21 protein-coding genes and 2 pseudogenes are annotated in these 20347 nt (G+C 62.4%); 15 read left to right on the top strand and 8 right to left on the bottom strand.

Features of this window, described 5'->3' with window-relative positions; all coding sequences use genetic code 11:
- Positions 1-131 precede the first annotated feature (131 nt).
- From flgB to VF436_RS12995, 15 genes and pseudogenes are all read left to right on the top strand, one after another.
- The gene (gene flgB, locus VF436_RS13065; protein ID WP_330904462.1) at positions 132-542 is read left to right on the top strand and encodes a flagellar basal body rod protein FlgB; all 411 of its coding nucleotides are present in this window, start codon (positions 132-134) and stop codon (positions 540-542) included.
- 17 nt (positions 543-559) lie between these two features.
- Positions 560-976: a flagellar basal body rod protein FlgC gene (gene flgC / locus VF436_RS13060; RefSeq protein WP_330904461.1), complete on the top strand. Its 417-nt coding sequence runs from the start codon at positions 560-562 to the stop codon at positions 974-976.
- A gap of 32 nt (positions 977-1008) precedes the next feature.
- Positions 1009-1722: a flagellar hook capping FlgD N-terminal domain-containing protein gene (locus VF436_RS13055; protein ID WP_330904460.1), complete on the top strand. Its 714-nt coding sequence runs from the start codon at positions 1009-1011 to the stop codon at positions 1720-1722.
- 67 nt (positions 1723-1789) lie between these two features.
- Positions 1790-3259 (top strand): flagellar hook-basal body complex protein, encoded by a 1470-nt coding sequence (locus tag VF436_RS13050; RefSeq protein ID WP_330904459.1) that lies wholly within the window; start codon positions 1790-1792, stop codon positions 3257-3259.
- A 49-nt stretch (positions 3260-3308) separates the two neighbouring features.
- Positions 3309-4070 carry a flagellar basal-body rod protein FlgF gene (gene flgF, locus VF436_RS13045; protein WP_330904458.1) on the top strand — a complete coding sequence of 254 codons (762 nt, stop codon included), beginning with the start codon at positions 3309-3311 and terminating at the stop codon, positions 4068-4070.
- Positions 4071-4120: 50 nt separating this feature from the next.
- Positions 4121-4903: a flagellar basal-body rod protein FlgG gene (gene flgG / locus VF436_RS13040; protein WP_330904457.1), complete on the top strand. Its 783-nt coding sequence runs from the start codon at positions 4121-4123 to the stop codon at positions 4901-4903.
- Between the two features lie 40 nt (positions 4904-4943).
- Positions 4944-5636 (top strand): flagellar basal body L-ring protein FlgH, encoded by a 693-nt coding sequence (locus tag VF436_RS13035; RefSeq protein WP_330904456.1) that lies wholly within the window; start codon positions 4944-4946, stop codon positions 5634-5636.
- A gap of 5 nt (positions 5637-5641) precedes the next feature.
- Positions 5642-6781 carry a flagellar basal body P-ring protein FlgI gene (locus VF436_RS13030; RefSeq protein ID WP_330904455.1) on the top strand — a complete coding sequence of 380 codons (1140 nt, stop codon included), beginning with the start codon at positions 5642-5644 and terminating at the stop codon, positions 6779-6781.
- Positions 6782-6792: 11 nt separating this feature from the next.
- Positions 6793-7800 carry a flagellar assembly peptidoglycan hydrolase FlgJ gene (gene flgJ / locus VF436_RS13025; protein WP_330904454.1) on the top strand — a complete coding sequence of 336 codons (1008 nt, stop codon included), beginning with the start codon at positions 6793-6795 and terminating at the stop codon, positions 7798-7800.
- A 92-nt stretch (positions 7801-7892) separates the two neighbouring features.
- Positions 7893-10376 (top strand): flagellar hook-associated protein FlgK, encoded by a 2484-nt coding sequence (flgK, locus tag VF436_RS13020; protein ID WP_330904453.1) that lies wholly within the window; start codon positions 7893-7895, stop codon positions 10374-10376.
- Between the two features lie 39 nt (positions 10377-10415).
- Positions 10416-11699 carry a flagellar hook-associated protein FlgL gene (gene flgL / locus VF436_RS13015; protein ID WP_330904452.1) on the top strand — a complete coding sequence of 428 codons (1284 nt, stop codon included), beginning with the start codon at positions 10416-10418 and terminating at the stop codon, positions 11697-11699.
- Between the two features lie 102 nt (positions 11700-11801).
- Positions 11802-12074 (top strand): hypothetical protein, encoded by a 273-nt coding sequence (locus tag VF436_RS13010; protein ID WP_330904451.1) that lies wholly within the window; start codon positions 11802-11804, stop codon positions 12072-12074.
- 29 nt (positions 12075-12103) lie between these two features.
- On the top strand, positions 12104-12649 hold the full coding sequence (locus tag VF436_RS13005; protein WP_330904450.1) for a hypothetical protein: 546 nt from the start codon (positions 12104-12106) through the stop codon (positions 12647-12649).
- 54 nt (positions 12650-12703) lie between these two features.
- Positions 12704-13306: pseudogene (locus tag VF436_RS13000) on the top strand (Tar ligand binding domain-containing protein); the annotation flags it as partial.
- Positions 13307-13465: 159 nt separating this feature from the next.
- A pseudogene (locus tag VF436_RS12995) lies at positions 13466-14410 on the top strand (methyl-accepting chemotaxis protein); the annotation flags it as partial.
- A gap of 127 nt (positions 14411-14537) precedes the next feature.
- On the opposite strand, the gene fliR reads toward VF436_RS12995, so the two are convergent.
- From fliR to VF436_RS12955, 8 genes are all read right to left on the bottom strand, one after another.
- Positions 14538-15326 (bottom strand): flagellar biosynthetic protein FliR, encoded by a 789-nt coding sequence (gene fliR / locus VF436_RS12990; RefSeq protein WP_330904449.1) that lies wholly within the window; start codon positions 15324-15326, stop codon positions 14538-14540.
- A 37-nt stretch (positions 15327-15363) separates the two neighbouring features.
- Complete coding sequence (fliQ, locus tag VF436_RS12985; RefSeq protein ID WP_330904448.1) at positions 15364-15633, bottom strand: flagellar biosynthesis protein FliQ; 270 nt, start codon at positions 15631-15633, stop codon at positions 15364-15366.
- A gap of 19 nt (positions 15634-15652) precedes the next feature.
- Positions 15653-16462 (bottom strand): flagellar type III secretion system pore protein FliP, encoded by an 810-nt coding sequence (fliP, locus tag VF436_RS12980; RefSeq protein WP_330904447.1) that lies wholly within the window; start codon positions 16460-16462, stop codon positions 15653-15655.
- Between the two features lie 26 nt (positions 16463-16488).
- The gene (fliO, locus tag VF436_RS12975; RefSeq protein ID WP_330904446.1) at positions 16489-16830 is read right to left on the bottom strand and encodes a flagellar biosynthetic protein FliO; all 342 of its coding nucleotides are present in this window, start codon (positions 16828-16830) and stop codon (positions 16489-16491) included.
- Positions 16831-16911: 81 nt separating this feature from the next.
- Positions 16912-17286, bottom strand: coding sequence for a flagellar motor switch protein FliN (gene fliN / locus VF436_RS12970; protein WP_330904468.1), 375 nt, complete (start codon positions 17284-17286; stop codon positions 16912-16914).
- A gap of 187 nt (positions 17287-17473) precedes the next feature.
- On the bottom strand, positions 17474-18487 hold the full coding sequence (gene fliM / locus VF436_RS12965; RefSeq protein ID WP_330904445.1) for a flagellar motor switch protein FliM: 1014 nt from the start codon (positions 18485-18487) through the stop codon (positions 17474-17476).
- A 2-nt stretch (positions 18488-18489) separates the two neighbouring features.
- Positions 18490-19050, bottom strand: coding sequence for a flagellar basal body-associated protein FliL (gene fliL, locus VF436_RS12960; RefSeq protein WP_330904444.1), 561 nt, complete (start codon positions 19048-19050; stop codon positions 18490-18492).
- 147 nt (positions 19051-19197) lie between these two features.
- The coding region (locus VF436_RS12955; protein ID WP_330904443.1) for a flagellar hook-length control protein FliK at positions 19198-20347 on the bottom strand (1150 nt) is incomplete at its 5' end.

The raw sequence follows: 20347 nt of genomic DNA, 5'->3' as shown, positions 1-20347 counted from the left end.
GCTGAAATTGTAAAAGCGCACGCCGTCGCACAAGAACGGAATTGACTCGGAAATAACGGTCTATTTGATTGATTATTAAGGATGACCGAAACCTATGATCTTTCCATCATCAGCGGCCGAGGGGTAACGGCATGATCGACCGGCTTTCCCAGGATTTCGGCTTTTTGCAGCAGGCCATCGCGTTGCGCGAGCAGCGTCAGGAAGTATTGTCTTCCAATATCGCCAATGCCGATACACCCGACTACAAGGCTCGGGATTTCGACTTCAAAACGGCCATGACGAACGCCATGGACCAGCGCATGAAGCTGGCCAACACCAATTTGACGCTAACCTCGCCGCGGCACATACCGGGCAAGGCGGTCATGCCTTCGGACATCGACATGATGTATCGGCTGCCGTACCAGCCCAGCATCGACGGCAACACGGTCGACATGGACATGGAGCGTGTCCAGTTCGCCGACAACACCATGCACTATGAAAGCAGCCTGCAGCTGCTTTCTATCGATATGAAAACCCTACAGCAAGCCATCCAGCAAAGCTGATCCCGGAGCCCTGATCCATGTCTCTCTTAAGCATTTTCGACATCGCGGGTTCAGCGTTGACGGCTCAGTCGCAGCGCATGAACGTCGCGGCCAGCAACTTGGCCAACGCCGACAGCGCGGTCGGCCCGGATGGCAAACCCTATCGCGCCCGCCAGGTCGTGTTCCAGGTCAACCCGCCCGCGGGGCAAGCGCTGGGGCAGGAGATCGGCGGCGTCAAGGTGGCTGGCGTCGTGGAAGATCCGACTCCCATGAAACAGATCTACGACCCGAACAACCCCATGGCCAACGCGCAGGGCTACGTGACCATGCCCAACGTCAACCCGGTGGCCGAAACGGTCAACATGCTCTCTGCCTCGCGCTCCTACCAGGCCGACGTCGAGGTGCTCAATACAGCCAAGACTCTGATGGCCAAGACGCTGACCATCGGTCAGTGACGGCCGGATCCCGCTAAACAAGGACAGCGTTCATGACGACCACTTCCGCAGTGACCAATGCCAGCAACACTTCGGCGCTGAGCTCGGCCAACAATGCCTCCAGCGCGCAGAGCATTGAAAACCAGTTTCTCAAGCTGCTGACCACTCAGTTGCAGAACCAGGATCCCAGCAGCCCGATGGACAACATGCAGCTGACCTCGCAGTTGGCGCAGATTTCCACGGTCGAGGGCATCACCAACCTGAACACGACCCTGCAGTCGATCAGCTCGCAGATGGGCCTGTCGCAGTCGATCGACGCGACTTCCTTCATCGGCAAGAGCGTGCTGGTGCAGGGTAACTCGATCCTGCTGGGCACGGACTCGACCACGGGGTCTACCGTGACCACGCCTTTCGGCATCAACCTGACGGGCGCTGCGTCCAACGTGCAGGTGAAGATCACCAACGCCAGCGGCGCCGTGGTCAACACCGTCAATCTGGGCTCGATGAGCGCCGGGATTTATAGCTACGACTGGGACGGCAAGAGCAGCACCGGCACCGCGGCTACCAACGGCTCGTATTCCTTTACGGTCACGGCGACCGACGCCAACGGCAACGCGGTCACGGTCAACCCGCTGACCTTCGGCCAGGTCGGCAGCGTGGCGTATACCTCCGGCGGCCCGGTGCTGAATCTGGGAACGGCCGGCACGACTTCCCTGTCGGGCGTGTACAAGGTCTTCTCCACGACCGACGACAGCGCTTCCATTTAATACCAGACGCGGCGCGGCGGTTCGAGCCGCGTCGTCACCTTACGCATACCTTCTAAGCGAGATACACATGGGCTTCGGACAAGGACTTAGCGGCCTGAATGCCGCGTCGCAAAACCTGGACGTGATCGGCAACGACATCGCCAACTCCCAGACGGTGGGCTACAAGGGGTCTTCGATCGCCTTCGCCGATGTCTACGCCAGCTCGCAAGTAGGCCTGGGCGTCGGGGTGGCGAACGTCATCCAGGATTATTCTTCGGGCGACATCAGCACCACCGGCGGGCAGTACGACGTCGCCATCAACGGCGCCGGGCAGGGGTTCTTCGTCTTGCAGGACACCGCCGGGAACACCTTCTACTCGCGCAACGGCCAGCTCAACGTCGACTCGAACTTCGACCTGGTCAATGCCAGCAACGGCATGCAGGTCATGGGTTATCCGGCCAACAGCACCTTTACCGCTGCCGCCGTCGGCGCCAACTTGCAGCCGATCAAGATTCCCCAGGGCAACATGCTGCCGGCGGCCACCACCACGGTTGGCGTGCAGACCAACCTGAATGCCAACGCGACGCCTTTCGGCGCCAACGGCGTCGGTTCGGTCATATTGACCACTGGCGGTGTTTCCTCGACCTACTACTACAAGGTCAGCGGCAGCACCACCACGCTCTATACGGACGCGGCGGCCACGACGGCAGCGGCAAACGGCACGTATACGGACTCGGCGGGCAATTCCTATACGGCCAGCGGCGGCACGGGCACGTTATCGTCTTCGATTCCCAACAGCGTGGCCTCCGCGCTGCCCAGCACCTTCAATCCCAACGATTCGACGACCTACACCAACTCGGTCCCGACCACGGTGTACGACTCCCTGGGCAACTCGCACCAGATGATCGAGTACTTCGTGAAGTCGGCCTCGTCGGGCAGCAGCAGCGTCTACAACGTCTACTACTACATGGACGGCAATGCCATGAGCGTCGGGGGTGTTGCGGGAGCTCCCCAGCAGTTGACCTTCAACTCGTCGGGCACGCTGACCAATCCCACCGCGCCCGTCACTGTCACTTATACGTTCCCCACGGGAACCAGCTCGCCGGCGCTGCCCCTGTCCGTCGCCATGAATTACGGCGGCGGCAATGTCACCCAGTACGGCAGCGACTTCAGTCCCAAGATCACGGCCAACGGCAATCCCAGCGGCGACTACACCGGTGTGACCATCTCGACCAATGGCAACCTGGTGGCCAGCTACTCCAACGGCTTGACCCAGGTGGTGGGCGCGATCGCGCTGGCCCGCTTCAACAATCCCGAAGGCCTGCAGCCCGAAAGCGGCAACGTCTGGGCCCAGACCCAGTCTTCCGGCCAGCCCACGACGGGCGCGCCGGGCTCAGCCGGCCTGGCTTCGCTCAAAGGGCAGGCGCTGGAAGAATCCAACGTCAACCTCAGCAATTCGCTGGTCAACCTGATCATCGCGCAGCGCACCTACCAGGCCAACGCGCAGACCATCAAGACGCAAGACAGCGTGCTGCAGACGCTCTTGAACATGAGCTGATGACGGATCCGGATCGAGTTTGAAATTGCAGCGTTAAGCACGGGAAGCGATGGACCACATCATCTACACGGCCATGAGCGGCGCCAATCGGATCACCGAGCAAGAGGCGTCGATCACCAACAATCTGGCCAATGCGAACACGCCGGGTTTTCGCGAGCAGTTGTCCGTATACCGGTCGGTACCGGTCTACGACAACGTGTCGCTGCCGACGCGGGTTACGACGGTGGCTACGACGCCGAGCAGCAATTTTCAGCTGGGCGCGGTCCACGAAACGGGCCGCGCGCTCGATGTGGCGATGAATGGACAAGGCTGGCTGGCCGTGCAGAGCGGGCAGGGCGAGGCCTACACCCGCAACGGCAATCTGCAGGTGGGCGCCAACGGCGTGCTGCAAACCGCGCAGGGTCAACCGGTGCTGTCCGACCAGGGCGCTCCCATTGACGTGCCCGATCAGGCCACGCTGACCATAACGTCCGACGGCACCATCACCGCGTTGGGTGCGGGCGATACGCCCAATAATCTGATCACCCTGGGGCGCCTGAAGTTGGTCAATGCACCGGACAAGCAGCTGACACGCGGTGACGACGGTCTCTTTCACATGCCGACCCAGGCCAACGGTCAACCCGCCGCGGCTTTGCCGGCCGATCCGGCGTTGCAAGTGGTTTCCGGCGCGCTCGAGGCCAGCAATGCCAGCCCGACTGCGGCCATGGTCGGAATGATCGAGAACTCGCGCCGTTTCGAAATGCAGATGCAAGTCATCAGCGACGCCATGACGGACGCGGACAAAGCCAACGGCATTCTCTCGATCACTTGATTTTCAATCGTAATACGCGCCGTTCGTAACGGCGCCAGGAGCAGCACATCATGATGCGTTCACTGTGGATAGCCAAGACCGGTCTGGAGGGACAGCAGACCGCCCTGGACACGATCGCCAACAACCTGGCGAACGTGCAGACGACTGGCTACAAGCAAGCGCGGCCGGTATTCCAGGACCTGATCTACCAGACGCTGCGCCAGCCGGGCGCCCAGGTTGGCGGCTCGAACCAGTTGCCCACCGGCCTGCAGCTGGGTACCGGCACCCAGGTCGCGGCGACGCAAAAGATCTTCACCGAAGGCAATCTGAACAACACTGGCAGCGATCTGAACATCGCCATCAACGGCAAGGGCTTTCTGCAGGTGACCATGCCCGACGGGAGCACGGCCTACACGCGCGACGGTACCCTTGAGCCGGACCAGAACGGCCAACTGACCACGGCTTCGGGTTATCCGCTCAATCCGCCCATCACCATCCCCGCCAATGCTCTCACGATGACCATCGGCAACGACGGCACGGTGTCGGTCACCCAGCCGGGCTCGACCAACAGCGCGCAGGTAGGGCAGATTCAACTGGCCACGTTCATCAACCCGGCCGGCCTGCAGAGCGTCGGCCAGAACCTGTATCTGGCAACCGACGCCTCGGGCGCGGCCAACGTGCTGCAGCCCGGTATCGACGGCGCCGGCACGATCTATCAGCAGTACCTGGAAACCTCCAATGTCAACGTGGCCGAGGAACTGGTGAATATGATCACCACTCAGCGCGCCTACGACATGAACAGCAAGGCCGTGACGGCGTCCGACGAGATGCTGCAGCGTCTGACGCAGATGTAAGCAGATGGGTAGTCCGACGTTGGGTAGTTCAATGATGCCGATGGCGCGCTTTTTGGCGGCGCTGGTTTTGCTGTTGCTGGCGGGGTGCGGTGTCGTACCTCCAGAACCCGTCGTGACGGGGCCGACCACGGCGCTGCCGCCGTCCCGGCCCATGGCTTCCACGGATGCCAGCGGAGCGATCTATCAGCCCACGGTTTACGGCAGCTACCCATTGTTCGAGGATTCCCGGCCACACAATGTGGGCGACGTCGTGACGGTGGTACTGCAGGAAAACACGGCGGCGACCAAGAACGTGGCCACCGACTCCAATCGCACCGGCTCGGTGACGCAGGGCGCGGTCGGGACGCCCAGCTTCCTGAGCGGGGTCGCCACGCTGACCACGGGAGTGGCTACCGGAACGGGGGCCAACTCCGGCACGAACGCGTTCCAGGGCAAGGGCGACAGCAGTGCCAACAACACCGTCAGCGGCACCATTACCACGACGGTGATCGGCGTGTTGCCCAACGGCAACCTGCAAGTTGCCGGAGAAAAGGACATCGCCATCAACCGCGGCAGCGAATTCGTGAAATTTTCGGGCGTAGTCGATCCACGCCTGATCAACGGCACTTCCAACAGTATCTTGTCCACGCAAGTGGCCGACGTGCGACTCGAATTCCGCAGCAAGGGCGTGATGGACGAAGTTCAGAGCATGGGCTGGTTGCAGCGTTTCTTCCTGATGTTCTCGCCTTATTGATGGTCATGGCTACGCCGCAAATCTTTCGTTTTCTGCCCGCGCGCTGGGTGCGCCGCATCGGTACGGCCGTGCTGGGCATCACCGTTTTGCTGTCGGGCCCGGTTTGCGCCGAGCGCCTGCAGGATCTGGCCAACCTGCAAGGCGTGCGCGGCAATCAACTGGTGGGCTACGGCCTGGTGGTGGGCCTGGACGGTACAGGCGACCAGGTCACGCAGACGCCTTTCACTCAGCAGAGCCTGATCAATATGTTGTCGCGACTGGGCGTGACTGTGCCGGCCGGCAACAATATGCAGCTCAAGAACGTGGCGGCCGTGATGGTGACGGCCACGTTGCCGGCTTTTGCACGGCCGGGGCAGGGCATGGACGTGGTGGTGTCGGCCATGGGCAACGCCAAGAGCCTGCGCGGCGGCACGCTGCTGATGACGCCGCTCAAGGGCGCCGACAACCAGGTGTACGCCATCGCCCAGGGCAACATCCTGGTGGGCGGTTCGGGCGCTTCGGCCGCCGGCTCCAGCGTGCAGATCAATACGCTCAACGGCGGGCGCATCAACCAAGGCGCGACCGTCGAGCGCGCCGTCCCTACCACCATCGCGCAGGACGGCAATATCTATTTCGAGATGCACAGCACCAACTTCGGCACGGCCGAGAACGTGACGGCGGCGATCAACCGGCGCTATCCGGGATCGGCCTCCTTGGTTGACGGCCGCGTGGTGCGCGTGCGCGCACCGTCCGATCCTTCTCAGATTCCCGTGTTCGTGGCGCGGCTGGAAGACATGGAAATCACCCGTGCGCCGGCGCCCGCCAAGGTGGTCATCAATGCCCGCACGGGCTCGGTGGTGATGAACCAGAACGTGACGATAGACGAGGTGGCCGTGGCGCATGGCAACCTGTCGGTGTCGATCAGCCAGCAGAATGCGGTATCGCAGCCTAACGCGTTCGCCGGCGGCCAGACGACGCCCGTGCAGAACGCGTCGATCCAGGTCTCGCAGGACACGGGTACGATCAAGCGCCTGAACAGCAGCGCCAACCTGGCCGACGTGGTGCGCGCGCTCAACACGCTGGGTGCCACGCCGCAGGATTTGCTGGCCATCCTGCAGGCCATGAAGGCGGCCGGCGCTTTGCGCGCCGACCTCGAGATCATTTAAGGGACGTGGCGATGAGCCTGGCCGACCTTTTCAGCCGCATGCCTTCGCAAACGACGCAGCAGACGTCGATTTTCGACATGGGCCAGTTGGCCCAGCTCAAGCACGACGTCGAGCAGACCGGGTCCGGCGATCTTCAAGCCAAGCAGAAGCAGGTGGCCAAGCAGTTCGAGGCCCTGTTCCTGCAAATGATGATCAAGCAGATGCGCCAGGCCTCGCCGAAGAATCCGCTGTTTCACAGCCAGGCGGACGATATGTGGCAATCGATGGCCGACGAGCAGATGGGGCTGAACCTGTCGCAGTCCGGCGGCATCGGGCTGGCCCAATCGCTATTGGCCGAGATGCAGCGGCAGAACCCCGCGTCGGCGCAGGCGAACGAAGTCGTCGATCCCAGCACTCTGGGCCTGGTGAATGCGTCGCTGCCGCCTTCGCCCCTGCAGTCCGGGCGCAAGCTCACGGAAATCCTGGCCATGCTGCGCGCCAACCAGGGCGGCGACCAGAGCGCGGCGATGGACGCCGACGGATCGTCGATCGATGTGGCCGGTTTCGTGGCGCGCATGTCGCCTGCGGCCAACGCGGCCTCGCAGCAGAGCGGCGTGCCTGCCAGCCTGATTATGGGGCAGGCGGCGCTGGAATCGGGCTGGGGCAGGCGCGAGATCATGAATGCGGACGGCACGCCCAGCCATAATCTGTTCGGTATCAAGGCCGGCCCCAACTGGAAGGGCAAGGTGGTCCAGGCCACGACCACCGAGTACGTCGACGGCGCGCCGCAGAAAATGGTGCAGGCTTTCCGTTCTTACGGCTCATACCAGGAAGCCTTCGACGACTATGCCCAGTTCATCAGCAATAACCCGCGCTACAGCCATGTGACTCAGGCGGCCAGCGACGACGACGCCGCGCATCGCATCCAGAAGGCCGGCTACGCGACCGATCCGAATTATGCCGCCAAGCTCATCCGCATCATGAGCCAGATGCGGGCCTCGATACTTTCCGGTTTGTCTTCGAGTGGCACAAAGCCTTGATTAATATTGATTTTTTGAATTTCGGCTTAATTTTTACCCCTTGGCTGCCGTAATCCAGGGCATCCATAGCGTCTACACGCGCGAGGCATCGCATGAGTCTGTACAGCCTGTCACTTTCCGGCCTGAATACCGCCCAGACCGGCCTGGAAGTCACCAGCCACAATATCGATAACTCGGCCACCCAGGGTTACGACCGCCAGGTCGCGCTGCAGCAGACGATCGGCGCTCGCCCCACCGGCTCGGGCTATATCGGCATGGGAGTGGAAGTCACCACCATCCAGCGGCAGTACGACAGCTTCCTGTCTACCCAGCTGATGAACTCGCAAAGTGTGGCTTCGCAGTACAACACGCAGTACACCCAGCTTTCGCAGATCGACAGCCTGTTGGCTACGAGCACGACCAGCTCTTCGGCAACCCTGACTTCCGGCATTCAGCCGGCGCTGACCAACTTCTTCACCAGCCTGAACGCGGCTGCGAGCACCCCGTCCAACTCGGCCAATCGCCAGGATATGGTGGGCAAGACCAGCAGCCTGGTGGCGCAGATCAACCTGGTCAATCAGCAGATGCAGAACCAGCGCCAGGGCATCAATACGCAGATGGGCACGATGGTCACGCAGATCAACAGCAGCCTGGACACCATCAATCAGCTCAATCAGCAAATCGCGGCGGCATACGGCCAGGCGGGAGGCCAGCCGCCCAACGACCTGCTCGACGAACGCGATCAAGCCATATCGGATCTGGGCCAACTGATAGGCATACAAACCTACACGCAGAGCAACACCAACACCGTCAGCATTTCTCTGGCCGGCGGCCAGCCGTTGCTGTCGGGCACGACCGAGTACAAACTGTCGGCCTCGACGTCGTCTTCCGACCCGGCGACCAAGGCGCTGTACTACAGCATTCCCGGTCCCAACGGCACTCAGACCCAGGTGGAACTGCAGGACAGTCAGGTTACCGGCGGCTCGGTGGGTGGCCTGCTGGCTTTCCGCCAGCAGCTCAACTCCATACAAGATCAACTGGGGCAGTTCGCCGTCGGCCTGGCCATGACGATGAACGGCCAGCAGGAGCAGGGCCTGGATCTGACCGGCAAACCGGGCTCCAATATTTTCAGCCTGGGCTCGTCCGATATTGTCTCCGGCGCCAATAGCGGCTCGGCCAAGCTGAGCATGACGGCGCAGAGCGGCCAATACACGATCAGCTATGACGGCACCGCCTACTCGGTGAAAGACCCCAGCGGCAATGCAGTGACGGTGGCCACGACAGTCAACGGCAGCGGTCAGACCGTGCTGAACTTCAACGGTTTCAGCGTTACCGTGGCCGGCGGCAATGATCCGCGCGCCACGGCCACGAGTCCCGATACGTGGACCATGCAGCCTTTCGGCATGACCACGCCTACGATCACGGCCGCCGCGACCAACGGGCAGCAGAACATCAGCTACAACATCGCCTATAGCGGCGGCACCTGGAGCGTGACGGGTCCGTCCGGCGCGGTGGCCGCGACGACTACCGTGAACGGCGACGGCACGACCACGCTGGCTTTCGACGGCTTCAAGGTCACGGCCGGCGCTGGCGCGGTCACCTCGGGCGACTCCTGGACTTTCCAATCCAGCGGCACGGGTTCGTCTATAACGCCCGCCGCGACCAATTCGGGCACCGATCCTGCGCTGACGGCCAGTTCGACAACTGCCAGCGCACCGACCTTGGCGGCCAATGCCGTGGGTAATGGCGACTACAAGGTTACCTACAACGGCACTGCCTATACGGTGACCGATCCCAGTGGCAACGCGGTCGCCAATGCCACCGGCGGCGCGACGTTCACGCCGGACGCCCAAGGCGACATCACCTTCCATGGCATGGTCGTCAATGTCAGCGGCAACGCCGCGAGCGGCGATTCCTGGCAGATAGACCCGGACGGCATGTCGCAAGTGCCTGCTATCGGCAACACGCACAACACCAGCACGGCGGCCCTGTCGGCGAGCTACGTCGATCCCAACCAACTGCGGGCCAGCGATTACAGCATTGCCTATGACGGCAGCAGCTATCAGGTGACGCGCCAGTCCGACGGGACGGTGACGAACGTCTCGCCGGACGCGCAGGGCCATCTGAATTTCGACGGTTTGAGCGTTTCGGTCAGCGGGACTCCGGCGGCTGGCGACAAATGGGAACTGCAACCCACGCGTTACGCGGCGGGCCAACTGACCTCGACGCTGACCAACCCCAGCCAGCTGGCTTTGGCCGACGCGGCCGGCGGCACGGCCAACGGCAACAACGGCCTGGCGATGGCCAAGCTGCAGACATCCCTCGTGCTGGGCAACGGTACCTTGAGCCTGAACGGCCTGTACGCGCAGTTGGTCAACAACGTGGGCGTGCAGACGCAACAGTTGAACTCGTCGTTGACGGCGCAGAACGCGCTGGTCACACAGCAGACTTCGGCGGTGACGTCGGTGTCCGGCGTGAACTTGAACGAAGAGTATGTGAACCTGACCCAATACCAGCAGCAATACCAGGCCAGCGCCAAGATTCTGGATGTGGCGAGCACGATTTTCGACGCAATCCTGGGCGTGGCCAATGGTTGATCGAATCAAGCGGCATAAGCAGATTTTTATTGGAGCACGATGATGGTGACACGCATCAGCACCTCGCAGTTTTATCAGAATTCCCTGAACGGCATCCTGAACCAGCAGTCGGTGCTTACGCAGGTGCAGAGCCAACTGTCGTCGGGCCTGGCGGTGCAGACGCCGTCCGACAACCCCTTGGCCGCGGCCCAGGCGGTCGTGTTGTCGCAAGACGCCACGATGAACTCCACCTTTGCGTCGAATCAGGAACAAGTCACCAATTCGCTGGGAGCGGAAGAGAACGCGCTGAACTCGGTCACCACGACCATGCAGAGCGTGCTGCAGAATGTCGTCCAGGCAGGCGATGCCACGATGGGCGATACTGGCCGCCAATCCATCGTGACCGCGCTGACCAGCCTGCGTAGCCAGCTCGTCGCCTTGGCCAACACCACCGACACCAACGGCCAGTATGTATTTTCGGGCTATCAGGGCGCAACCCAGCCCTTTCAATTGAACTCGTCGACGGGCGCCGTGACCTATCTGGGCGACCAGGGGCAGCGCAGCATCCAGGTTTCGCAATCGCTGCAGGTTGCCGGTAGCGACGTGGGCACGGACGTCTTCGATCGCGTCTCGCCGGGCTCGCAAGCCTATATAACCCAGGCCGGCAGCAGCAACACGGGTACCGGTGTCTTCGCTCCGGCCTCCGTCAGCGTTCCCACGTCGAGCAACAACGTGGGCAAGGATTTCACGGTCACCTTCGCCACCGGCACCGGCGCCAATGCAGGCCAGATGGGCTATACGGTCAGCATGACCGATCCGAACAACCCCAATGGGCCGACGACGACGACTGCCTGGCAGGCCTACACCAGCGGCGCCACAATTTCGATGCCGGGTGGCGGTGTTTCGTTCGCGGTCACGGGCGCGCCGCAAGCAGGCGATACCTTTACGCTGGACACGCCTAAGAACGGGGTGGGTTCGAACATGGACCTCTTCCAGACTTTGACCAATCTGATCAATACGCTGAGCGTGCCGTCGAACAACAACCCGGTCAGCTCGGCGGCGATCACCAATGCGCTGGCTTCCGCCAACAAGCAGATCCAGATGAACTACGACAATGTGCAGACGGTCATCACTTCGATCGGCGCGCGCATGAACGAGGTCGAGGCGCTGGGCAACACCGGCACCCAACTGGGCCTGTCCGATACTCAGCAACTGGGCAATTTGCTGGATGTGGACATGTATTCCGCTACCAGCAGCCTCGAGTTGCGCCAGGTTGCTCTGCAAGCGGCGATCCAATCGTTCTCGGTGGTTCAGAAGGCCAATTTGTTCAGCATGAATGGCTAAGCCTGTCCGGCTGCACCGACTCCGACCTGCCGCCGGCCTCTTGGCCGGCGTTTCTGATTAAACGAATACCTAGGTGCTGCGCTGCCGGAACCCGAAAAATCGATGTTCGCCAATTTGAAAATACGCACGGGCTTGCTGGCCGTGGTTCTGACGTTCGTCGCGCTGTCTGTCGTGGCGATAGGCTACGGCCGGTGCAGCGCGCGCCAGGACGGGATGGTCATCGGTACCCCGGACAATGCGGGCGTGCAGCAGAACGTGTTGATCCGGGATGCCTACATCGCTGCGCTGCGCCTGCCTGCCGCCAAGCCGCAGGATCCGCCTCGTGCATCGCGCAAAACGATTGTCGCGGACACGGACAATTGGGAATCTTTTTAAGTGTGTTTGTGGCGTATCGAGGTGGTGCGATGATTCATGGCTTGAAGGCGCTTGCCGTTGCGATGCTGCTGGTTCTGGCGGGCTGCGTCGCAACCGGGCACGGTTTCAATTCCGCTGCGCTGGCGGATCTGACGCCGGGACAGACCACCATGGCGCAAGCCGTCTATATCTTGAACGCGCCGCCCGATAAGATCTATCCGCAAAGCGACGGCACGACGATGGCGTTTTGGCGCTTCCATGTTACCGTGCTCGTGGACCGTGTTTATGCCACTCAGGAAGCGATGCTTTTGTTCGGTCCGGATGGACGTTTCATCCGTCTGATCGACGGCACCAACCTGCTGCTTTCTCCCGCGGCTCAACAGAAACTGACGGGAGGGGTACCGCCTCCCGCGCCACCCGCGCCCGAGGTCCAGCCTGCCGCGCCGCAAGCGCAACCCGTGTCTACCGGGGGCGATGACGCGACGATGGGCGCGAGTCCGAACCTGGGGTCTGGCGTAGCAGGACCGCCGCCGGGCATGGGCAGTCTGCAGATGTACGCCTTACCCACTCCGGCCACGCCGGCTGCGGCACAGTAATTCTTATCTCATAGTCATCCGACTCGGCTGCACAGGCTTTTCGCGCGATGAAGGATGAGTTTGCAAATAGCGGATCAAGAACCGCGCGACATTGAAAAAGGAGCCGTTGTGACTACCGAGTCAAACAGCAAGAGCAACAAGAAGCCTCGCGTCAAACCTTCCTCCCAGCGCGGCGCGTCACAGGGCCTGAGCTTGCGCAATATCCACGTGGGGACCTTGCTGCTCTTTATCATGGCGTTGTTCTTGCTGCTGGTAGTGAGCGTCGGAGGCCTGGGCGCCTATTACTTGCAGCAGAACTACAAATCGGTGCAAGAAATCGGCGATCTGATGGCGCGCGAGCGCACGGTGACCACCATCAACAGCGACATGCTGCGCGCGCGGGTCGGACTGATGGTGGCGGCGCGCTACTTGCAGGAAGCGGGCTGGGGCGGTACGGGCGACTCCACGGCCTCCGGCAAGAAGGCTTTGGGCGAGGCAACGGCCTTGCTCGACGGCGTGCGCAAGCATTTCGGCGAATTCCAGAAGAACATGCTGCAGGACGATACCGGGCACCAGCTTTCGGTGGATCTGATGCGCCGCTACCGTGCTTATATCGACGACGGCGTGGACACGATGACCGACGCCTTGAGCAAGCAGGATTTCTCCACGTTCTACATGGTGAACGATCAGTACGGCACGCCGCGTAGCGCCGCGTTCATCCAGGCGATCCTCAATTTCAGCCACTATATCGAAGAGCGGCAGCAGGTGCTGAAAGACCAGTCGGCGATGGAACTGCGCAAAGGACTGATCGCCGTGGGCGTCGCGATATTGCTATCGCTGATCCTGGCCATGCTGGCCCGCGGGATTTTCAACAGCCTGGTGGTCAAACCTCTGGTATCGGCCGGCCAACTGTTCAACAAGGTGGCCGAAGGCGATCTGACGAGCAAGATTCCCGTGCGTGGACGCAATGAAATCACCGTTTTGTACGCAGGCTTCAAGCGCATGCAGGAAAGCCTGATCCGCACGGTGGCGTCGGTGCGCCGCGGCGTGGAAGAAATCGACACCGGTTCGAAGGAAATCGCCTCGGGCAATACCGATCTTTCTTCGCGTACCGAACAACAGGCGGCCTCGCTTGAAGAAACCGCGGCGTCGATGCAAGAGCTGGCTTCGACCGTGAAGCAGAATGCCGAGAACGCGCGCCAGGCCAACCAGTTGGCCGCCAGCGCCTCGGAAGTGGCGGTGCGCGGCGGCACGGCCGTGTCGGAAGTGATCGGCACCATGCAAGCTATTTCGACCAGCTCGCACAAGATTTCCGAGATCGTTTCGGTGATCGACGGCATTGCCTTCCAGACCAACATCCTGGCGCTGAACGCCGCGGTGGAAGCGGCACGCGCGGGCGAGCAGGGCAAGGGCTTCGCGGTGGTGGCGGGCGAAGTGCGCAGCCTGGCCCAGCGCAGCGCGCAGGCGGCCAAGGAAATCAAGCTGCTGATCGAAGACTCGGTGGGCAAGGTAACCGTGGGTTCGGGCCAGGTGGAGCGCGCCGGCGCGACCATGCAGGAGATCGTGGCCTCGGTCAAACGCGTGACCGACATCATGGGCGAGATCTCGGCGGCTTCGGAAGAGCAGGCGCGCGGCATCGATCAGGTCAACCGCGCCGTGACGCAAATGGACGAGACGACGCAGCAGAACGCGGCGCTAGTGGAGCAGGCCGCTGCCGCGGCCAGTTCCTTGCAGGATCAGTCCGGCAAGCTGGCTGAAGCCGTCGCGATATTCAAGCTCGCCACGGGCGAGGTGATAGACATGCCCGCATCGTCTTTGCCGCATGGCGGCGGTCCGATTCTGGCGGCATAGAGACAGGCGCTGCAGTATGAGCGAAAAACGGGCCACGCCCGTTTTTTTGCCGCGGTTTCTAATGACCTGCCAAACCCGAGATCAGGTGGTCCAAGGTCTCGAAGCCCTGCTGGAACAGGGCTTCGAAGTAAGCCCCCGAGTGCGGCAACACGCTGGTCAGAAGCAGCATGCCGGATATCAGCGTGACCGGAAAACCTATCGAGAATACGGTCAACTGTGGCGCGGCGCGGTTCAGGATGCCCATGGCCAGGTTCATGACCAGCAGGGCGCAGATCAGCGGCAGGGACAACAGCAAGCCGTATGAAAAAATAGCGGCGCCCCATTGGATGACGACGCCCCAGCCGTTGCGGTCCAGAACCTCCAGGCCTATGGGCAGGACATCGAAGCTGTGGACCAGCGCGGACAGCATCAGGAGATGCCCATCGAAGACCAGAAACAGCATGGTCGTGACGATGCTCAGGAACTGCGAAAGCACCGCGGTGTTGGCGCCGTTGGCCGGATCGAAGATCTGAGCGAATGACAGGCCCATTTGCAGGCCGATGAACTCACCGCCGATTTCCACCGCGGTGAAGATGATCTGCATGACGAAACCCATGGCCAGGCCGATCGCAGTCTGTTGCGCTGCTACCAGCAGCGCCTCCCAGGAATTGATGTCGATGTGCGGGATGTTGCCGATCGCCGGGGCAATGGCTACCGTCAGCAGAAAGGCCAGGCCGATCTTGACCAGATTAGGTACGGCCCCGTGAGAGAACACGGGCGCGACGAGGATCAGCCCGGTCAGGCGCATGAAGGGCCAGAGAAAATGGCCTATCCAGCCGTTTAGCTGGTCCATGGTGAAGGAGATCATGGCGCAATCGTGCGGCGCGTCCCGATAGCCTGTCGGGTCAGGATACCAGCGAGGGGATTTGGGTGATGATCTGGCGCAGGTAATCGACCATCAGGCTGAGAAGCCAAGGACCGAGCACCACCAGGCCCACGCAGATGGCCAGCAGTTTGGGAATGAACGACAGCGTCATTTCGTTGATCTGCGTGGCGGCCTGGAACACGCTGATCACCAGGCCCACCACCAGGCTGATGAGCAGGAGCGGGGTGGCCATGGCCAGCGCGACTTTCATGGCCTGGTAGGCCAGCGTCATGACGGTTTCGGCGGTCATCGCGGTTCTTTTCCCGAATTCATTGATAGAAGCTCTTGGCCAGCGAGCCCATCAGCAAGTGCCAGCCGTCGGCCAGCACGAAAAGCATGAGCTTGAAAGGCAGAGAGACCGACGCAGGCGGCACCATCATCATGCCCAGTGCCATGAGAGTGCTGGCCACCACCATGTCGATGATAAGAAAGGGGATGAAGATGGTGAAGCCGATCTGGAAAGCAGTCTTGAGCTCGCTGGTGACGAAGGCCGGGACCAGGATGCTCATGGGCGTCTGGCTCGGATCGTTGAGTGCGGGTGTCTTGGCCAGGTCGGCGAACAGCTTCAGATCGGTCTCGCGCGTCTGATGCAGCATGAAGGCGCGCAGCGGCACGCTGGCGCGGTCCACCGCTGTCTCGAAGGAAATGGTGTTGTTCGACAGGGGTTTGTACGCGTCGGTGTAGATTGTATTGAACACCGGCGACATCGTGTAGAAAGTCAGGAACAGCGCCATGCCCAGCAACACCATATTGGGTGGCGTGGATTGCGTGCCCATGGCCGTGCGCAAAAAGCCCAGCACGATGATGATGCGGGTGAAGCTGGTCATCATCAGCAGCGCCGCCGGCAGGAACGTCAGCGAGGTCATCAGCAGCAGGGTCTGCATGCTGAGCGAGTATGTCTGCACGCCGCCGGGACCGGGCGTGGTCGTCAAGGCGGGCAGGGTGGCCTGGGCTAGGGTAGTGCCGGGAAAGAGAGCCAGGCCGATCAGCGCCAGAAGAGCATAGCGAAGCCAGACCGGATGCTGGCGCGGTTTCAACGGCAAAGCGGTCAGACCGGGGCGTGAAAAAACAGGCAGCATGGCGATGAAAGAGAGCGAATGGCGGCTCAGGGACGCTTGAGCGCTTTGCCGAGTTTCGCAGCCAATGCCTGGGAAAAATCGGAACGGGCGGCAGGTCCAGGCGTGTCGGGTGTCGCTTGCGCCGGCATGGTATGCAGAAGGGTGATGCCGGCGGCAGTCTGGCCCAGCACCAGCCAGGTGTCCTGTGTCTGGACAACCAGCACATTCTGGCGCGGACCCAGCGACAAGCGGGAGATGAGTTTCAAGCCAGCGCCGCCGCCTTGACGGGCGGCAAAGCCGCTGCGCCGCGCCATCCAGGCCATGACCAGGATCACCGCCACGACCAGAACCAAACCCAGCGTGGTGCGCAGGATGGCGTCTTGCATCATGCCAGCCCTTGCCCGCTTGCCTGCAGAAGGCCGAGACCTTCCTCGGGAACCAGGGATGCGATGGGCGCGAGAGTCGTCATCTCAACGCCGGCTGTTGAGCCGATTCAGGCGCTCGGACGGCGTGATGATGTCGGTCAGGCGGATGCCGTATTTTTCTTCGACCACGACGACTTCGCCTTGGGCAATGAGGTAGCCGTTGACGAAGATGTCCATGGGTTCACCGGCCAGCGCTTCGAGTTCGACGATGGATCCCTGGCCCAGCTGGAGCAGGTTCTTGATGGTCAGACGGGTGCGGCCCAGCTCGACCGTGAGCTGGACGGGGACGTCCATGATCAAGTCGATGTCGGTGCCGCTGGCGGCGGCTTCGCCGCCGGCGAGCGGCTTGAATACGGATTGCGCCGCGGATTGGGGAGCCGGAGCCGCGGGCTGGGGCGCGGCTTCGGAACTCGCGCGCAGTCCGTCCGCCTGGGTGGGAGGTACGGAGCGGGCCTGCTCGGCGAGAGCCGCGGACCAGTCGTCGGCGGCGGACGCGGCGGGCTGGGCAGGCGTGCCTGCGGCCTGCTCGGCAAAAGCCTCGGCCCAGTCGTCGGTGCCCGATGGGGTCGGCGGGGTCTCGCCGGGTTTATCGGACTGGTCGTTTTGATCAGCCATGTTTTAAGGCCTCGTTGATATCGGAATCGTCGTGTTGAATCGTGTTTTGCACGCGCAAGGCGTACTGTCCATTGAAGACACCATAACCGCACTCCAGGAGCGGTACGCCGTTGGCGTTGACGACAATGGACTCGGGTACTTCGATGGGCAATACGTCACCAACCTTCATGGCCAGCAACTCGCGCACGCTGGAGGGAATGCTGACGAACTCCGCGTTCAGATCGATGTCTGCGCTGCGCACCTGGCGCGTCAACTGGTGGGTCCAGCGCTGATCGACTTCCTCGAGCGCGGTTTCCTGCATCGGGCGGGTCAGGATGTCGCGGATGGGCTCGATCATCGAGTAGGGCAGGCAGATGTTCAAGTCGCCGCCCTGCGCACCGAATTCGATGCGGAAGTGAGAAATGACCACCACTTCATTGCCGCCGGTGATGTTGGCGAACTTGGTATGCGTCTCGGAGCGGACGTATTCGAATTCGATGGGATAGACCGATTCCCAGGCCCGGCCGTAGCTGTCGAGCGTGAGGTTGAGCAGACGCCGGATGATGCGCTGTTCGGTACTGGTGAAGTCGCGCCCTTCCACACGCATGTGGTAGCGCCCGTCGCCGCCGAACAGGCTGTCGATGACCAGGAACACCAGACTGGCGTCGTAGGACAGCATGGCTGTGCCGCGCAGCGGCCGCAGCAGCACCATGTTGAGGTTGCTGGGAACGGGGATGTTGCGTTCGAAATCGGAGTACTTCTGGATGCGGATGGAGCTGACCGTAATGTCGGCGCTGCGGCGCATGAAGTTCAGCAGGACGGTGCGCAGATGGCGCGCGAAGCGTTCGTTGATGAGCTCCAGCGTCTGCATGCGCCGGCGCACGACGCGTTCGGGCGAACTCAGGTCGTAGGCGCGGGTTCCCGGCGGTTCGTTGTCGGCGGCCGGAGCACCGCTCTGCTCCTCGCCGGTAACGCCGGCGAGCAAGGCATCGACTTCATCCTGGGAAAGAAAAGCCTCATAGGCCATGCTTATTGCACCACGAAATCCGTGAAGAGAACGCCAGAAACATTCTGCCCGTCGGGGATAGGCGCGAAAGGTTTGCTGACGGCAGCCGTGATTTCCTTGACCAGCTTGGCCTTGCCTTCCGGCGTCTGCACGTCTTGCGGCGTCAGGGAGGACAGGATCATCAGAATGCGGCTGCGAACCTCGGGCATGTATTTGTCGATGCGTTCGCTCGATTGCTGATCGCCCAGGCGCAGTGTGATGCCCAGGAACAACATGCGCTCCGAGTCTTTGCTCTCGAGCATGACCGTGAACGGGTCGAGCTTGGTGAAGATGGGCGCGGGAATCTGGACCTGGGCAGGTTTGGTGTACTGGACGTTGGCGGGCCCCGAAGATTGGCCCACTGCCTGTTGCAGGGGGTTGAGCTCGCGGCTGGACTGCCAGTGCAGGTAGAACCAGGTGCCGGTAATGCACAAGGCAGCCACGATGAGCAGGATCAGCAGCCAGATCAGCGGGCGGATGATGCGGCTCAGGCCACCAGAGGAGGAGCCAGCCAGTTTGGGAGGAGATTTGAGTGTTGTGGCCATCGGGTTTTAAGTGCGTATGGGTACGGGCAGGAACTGAACCGATACGGAAGGATGGATGAAAGCATTCTGCCCGAAATCCGCGGCCCCAAGGCACGCGATAAACAGGTCGAAAGCGGGGTATCTCAGGCTATTACGGGACACATTTTGTCAGGCAAAGGTATCGACCAGGGCATTGGAGTCGCGCACGGTGGAAACTTGAAGCACGGCCGCGACGGTGTTGCTGCCGTCGACCGTCTGCACCGAGGCGGATCGGCCCGATTGACCGCCGGAGGCCCGTTGCTCGAAGGATTGCGTGTTTTGGTCCCCGACGCTGGTCTGGCCCAGCGACAGGCCGGCCTGCTCGAAAGCGGTCTGCAACTGCGGCATGGCGGACTCCAGCGCCTGCCGTACAACCGCATGGGCGGAGACGAACGCGGCGCTGGCGACACCGTCGCTCAGGTTGATCGTGACGTGCAAGGGCCCAAGATTAGGCGGATCCAGCCGCAGTTCGGCCGTCTGGTTGCCGGTTTGGGCGTTGTTGCTGAGCAGGACCATCTGGCGGCCAAGATCGGTGTTCCATTGGGCCGAACCGACCGGCGTGGCGGTCAGGTTGAGCACGGCCGGAACCTGGCTGGGCGTGGTGCCCGCGCCCGATTGGCTGCCAGACGTCGGGGAAGTCGATGACAGTGAGGCCAGATTGATGTTGGCCTGGACTGCGGCCGCGGCGGCGTGCTGGGGCACGGTCGGGGCGACAGGCGCTGCAACTGCCAGCGGAACCTGCGCGGGCTGAGTGGCCGCGGTGGCGGCATCGTCGCCGGTTTTCGCGGGGCCCGCGTGGGCGGCATTGGCTGCCTGCTTCGTGGCGGAGGCCACGGGGTTGACGCTGTTGCTGGCGGCGGCGAGGCGAACGTTCTGCGGCTGAGCCTGCGTTTGCGTCGCTGCGGCAGGCTGGGTAGCCGGCTGCGACAACGCGGCCGCGGTGCTGGCTACGGCCGGTTCGGCCAGGGGGCTGGCTGCGTCCTGCAGCGTCGGTGCGGCCGCGGGCAAGGTCGTAGCGGTTTGCGCGGCGGCCGGCGCGGCGCCCAGGACAGGGGCGGCGTTGCTCGAGCTGGCGGCCTGGGGCGCGGACTGGGTGGCCTGGCGGTTCGCGACCTGAGTCTGCACGGCGGCCACTTGCGCGGCGATTGCCAGCGCCTGCTGTGGCAGACTGAGCGCGGCCTGCGCGTCTTGCGGGGTGGTGGTGGTTTGTTGCAGCGGGGCTTGCTGCACGGGCAACGCCGGGTTGGCACCCATGTTGTCCAGGGTGTTGAGCGCGATG

The organism is Dyella sp. (genome assembly GCF_036384435.1).
Lineage (GTDB): Bacteria > Pseudomonadota > Gammaproteobacteria > Xanthomonadales > Rhodanobacteraceae > GSA-30.
The sequence above is the reverse complement of the archived record's forward strand: the minus strand, read 5'-3'. Positions and strand labels throughout refer to the sequence as shown.